Raw genomic sequence first — 3053 nt, forward strand, 5'->3', positions numbered from 1 at the left:
GGCCCCCGGTGGCGGGCCCCGGGGGGCCCTACATTGCCCGGGGGCCCCCTCACTGACGCGACTGCGCCGGTCAGACCTGGACGCGGTCCTCGACGACCTTGGCCAGCTTGGCCAGGGCCTCGTCCTTGGCGATGCCGTTCTCCTGCGAACCGTCGCGGTAACGGAAGGAGACGGTGCCCGCTGCCATGTCCTCGTCACCGACGATGATCATGAACGGGACCTTGAGCTTCTGGTGGTTGCGGATCTTCTTCTGCATCCGGTCGGAGGAGGCGTCCACCTCGACCCGCAGGCCCTTCTTCTTCGCCGCGGCGGCGAACTCCTGCAGGTACTCGACGTGCCCGTCGCCGATCGGGATGCCGACCGCCTGGACCGGGGCCAGCCACGGCGGCATGGCGCCCGCGTAGTGCTCCAGCAGTACGGCGAAGAACCGCTCGATCGAGCCGAACAGCGCGCGGTGGATCATCACCGGGCGCTGGCGGGAGCCGTCGGGGGCGGTGTACTCCAGGTTGAACCGCTCCGGCAGGTTGAAGTCGAGCTGGACGGTCGACATCTGCCAGGTGCGGCCGATGGCGTCGCGCGCCTGCACGGAGATCTTCGGGCCGTAGAAGGCCGCGCCGCCCGGGTCGGGGGTCAGCGGGAGGCCCTGCTTCTCGGCGACCTGCTGGAGGACCGCGGTGGCCTCCTCCCAGACCTCGTCCGAGCCGACGAACTTCTCCGGGTCCTTGGTGGACAGCTCCAGGTAGAAGTCGGTCAGGCCGTAGTCGCGCAGCAGGTTCAGCACGAAGGTGAGGGTGCGGTCGAGCTCGTCGGCCATCTGCTCGCGGGTGCAGTAGATGTGCGCGTCGTCCTGGGTGAAGCCGCGGGCCCGGGTCAGGCCGTGGACCACGCCCGACTTCTCGTACCGGTACACGGTGCCGAACTCGAACAGGCGCAGCGGGAGCTCACGGTAGGAGCGGCCGCGCGCGTCGAAGATCAGGTTGTGCATCGGGCAGTTCATGGGCTTGAGGTAGTAGTCGGTACCACCGTCGAGCTGCATGGGGGGGTACATGCCCTCCGCGTACCAGTCCAGGTGGCCGCTCTTCTCGAAGAGCGCGCCCTTGGTGGCGTGCGGGGAGTAGACGAACTCGTAGCCCTCCTCCTCGTGCCGGCGGCGCGAGTAGTCCTCCATGGTGCGGCGGATGATGCCGCCGCGCGGGTGGAAGACGGCCAGGCCGGAGCCGATCTCGTCCGGGACGGAGAACAGGTCCAGCTCGTTGCCGAGCTTGCGGTGGTCGCGCTTCTCGGCCTCGGCGAGGAAGTCGAGGTGGGCCTTCAGCTCGTCCTTCGAGGGCCAGGCGGTGCCGTAGATGCGCTGGAGCATCGGGTTCTTCTCGCTGCCGCGCCAGTAGGCGGCCGCGTTGCGCATCAGCTTGAAGGCCGGGATGTTGCGGGTGGTGGGCAGGTGGGGACCGCGGCAGAGGTCCTTCCAGCACAGCTCGCCGGTCTTGGCGTCCAGGTTGTCGTAGATGCTCAGCTCGCCGCCGCCCACCTCGACGTTCGCACCGTCGTCGGTCGACGCGGAACCCTTGATGCCGATGAGCTCCAGCTTGTACGGCTCGTCGGCGAGTTCCTCGCGGGCCGCCTCGTCGGTGACGACGCGGCGGGAGAACCGCTGGCCCCGCTTCTGGATCTCCTGCATCTTCTTCTCGATGGCCTTCAGGTCCTCCGGGGTGAAGGGCCGGGCCACGTCGAAGTCGTAGTAGAAGCCGTCCCGGACCGGCGGGCCGATGCCCAGCTTGGCCTCGGGGAAGAGCTCCTGCACGGCCTGCGCCATGACGTGCGCGGTCGAGTGGCGCAGGATGTTCAGGCCGTCCTCGGAGGAGATCTCCACCGGCTCGACGGTCTCGCCGTCCTTCACCTCGTACGCGAGGTCCTTCAGTTCGCCCGCGACGCGCGCGGCGACGATGGTGCGCTCGCCGGCGAAGAGCTCGGCCGCCGTAGTGCCCGTGGCCACCACGCGCTCGTCCCGCTCGGAATCGCGTTGGATGATCACACGGACGTCTGACACCGGTCTCTCCTGACTCTGGGGTCCCTCCCAGCGGCAGCTGGGGGAGGGATGCGCGGGCGAAGGCCGCGCGCCTGAATCGTACCGAGCCGACCGCCTCCCCCGCGAAACGGTTACGGCCGAGCCCTCCCGGCGGCGCCCCGGTGCGCCGCGGCCTCCCACACCCCCTTCACCTTGTGAACCTTTACTGAAAATCCAGGAGATCGGATCGAGCCAATCAGCCTGACAGGAGGACCGGAAACCGCCTAACAATACGGATTATTCCCGCCGAAACCGACGCAGAGGTGCCGCTCGGAGATTTCATTAAAGATTGACTCGACGGTGTGTGCATGGCGGAATGGGCCCACCGGGACGGCAGCAGCCGCCCGCTCATCACCTGGGGGTCCCATGCGCAAGGCACTCGGCACCGTTCTCGCATCCGTCGCGCTCACCGTCGGCAGCACGGTGGCTCTCGCGGCTCCCGCCTCCGCCGCGGGCACCAGCGCGGCCGATGCCGCGGCCGCCGCCTCCGGAACCGCCATCTGCTACCAGGCGCACGTGCGGAGCATCGGCTGGCAGGGGAGCGTCTGCAACGGCGCGATGGCCGGCACCACCGGCAAGAACCTCGGCATCGAGGCGCTGACCGTCGCCACCGCCGGCACCGGCGGCCTCTGCGTGCAGGCGCACGTCCAGAACATCGGCTGGCAGAACAAGGTCTGTGCCGCCGACGGCCAGAACGTCACCGTCGGCACGACGGGCCGGGGCCTGAACATCGAGGCCCTCGTCATCAGCACCGGCACCGGTGTCAGCGCCAACGGCCACTTCTCCAACTTCGGCTGGACGGGCTGGAGCGGCTACGCCTACGAGGTGGCCATCGGCAGCACCGGGCAGAACCGGGCGATGGAGGCCATCGCCCTCGCGGTCTGATCCGGGAGCAGGTCACCGGGGAGAACAGCTGAGCGGGCGGCGGACAGGGGTGACCCCGTTCTCTTAGACACAACACCGCGCCCACGAGACCCAGGGCGAGCTC

General features: G+C 68.9%; 2 protein-coding genes. One reads left to right on the top strand and one right to left on the bottom strand.

The features are described from left to right. Positions 1–70: 70 nt before the first annotated feature. A complete protein-coding gene (gene thrS, locus ACFXA3_RS39805) occupies positions 71–2047 on the bottom strand; it encodes a threonine--tRNA ligase (protein ID WP_385195873.1) in 1977 nt (658 codons plus the stop codon). Positions 2048–2431: 384 nt separating this feature from the next. Between thrS and ACFXA3_RS39810 the strand changes: the two genes are divergently transcribed. Further along, positions 2432–2950 (top strand): hypothetical protein, encoded by a 519-nt coding sequence (locus ACFXA3_RS39810; protein ID WP_385195876.1) that lies wholly within the window; start codon positions 2432–2434, stop codon positions 2948–2950. Positions 2951–3053: the final 103 nt, after the last annotated feature.

This window comes from Streptomyces sp. NPDC059456 (assembly GCF_042750055.1).
GTDB lineage: Bacteria > Actinomycetota > Actinomycetes > Streptomycetales > Streptomycetaceae > Streptomyces.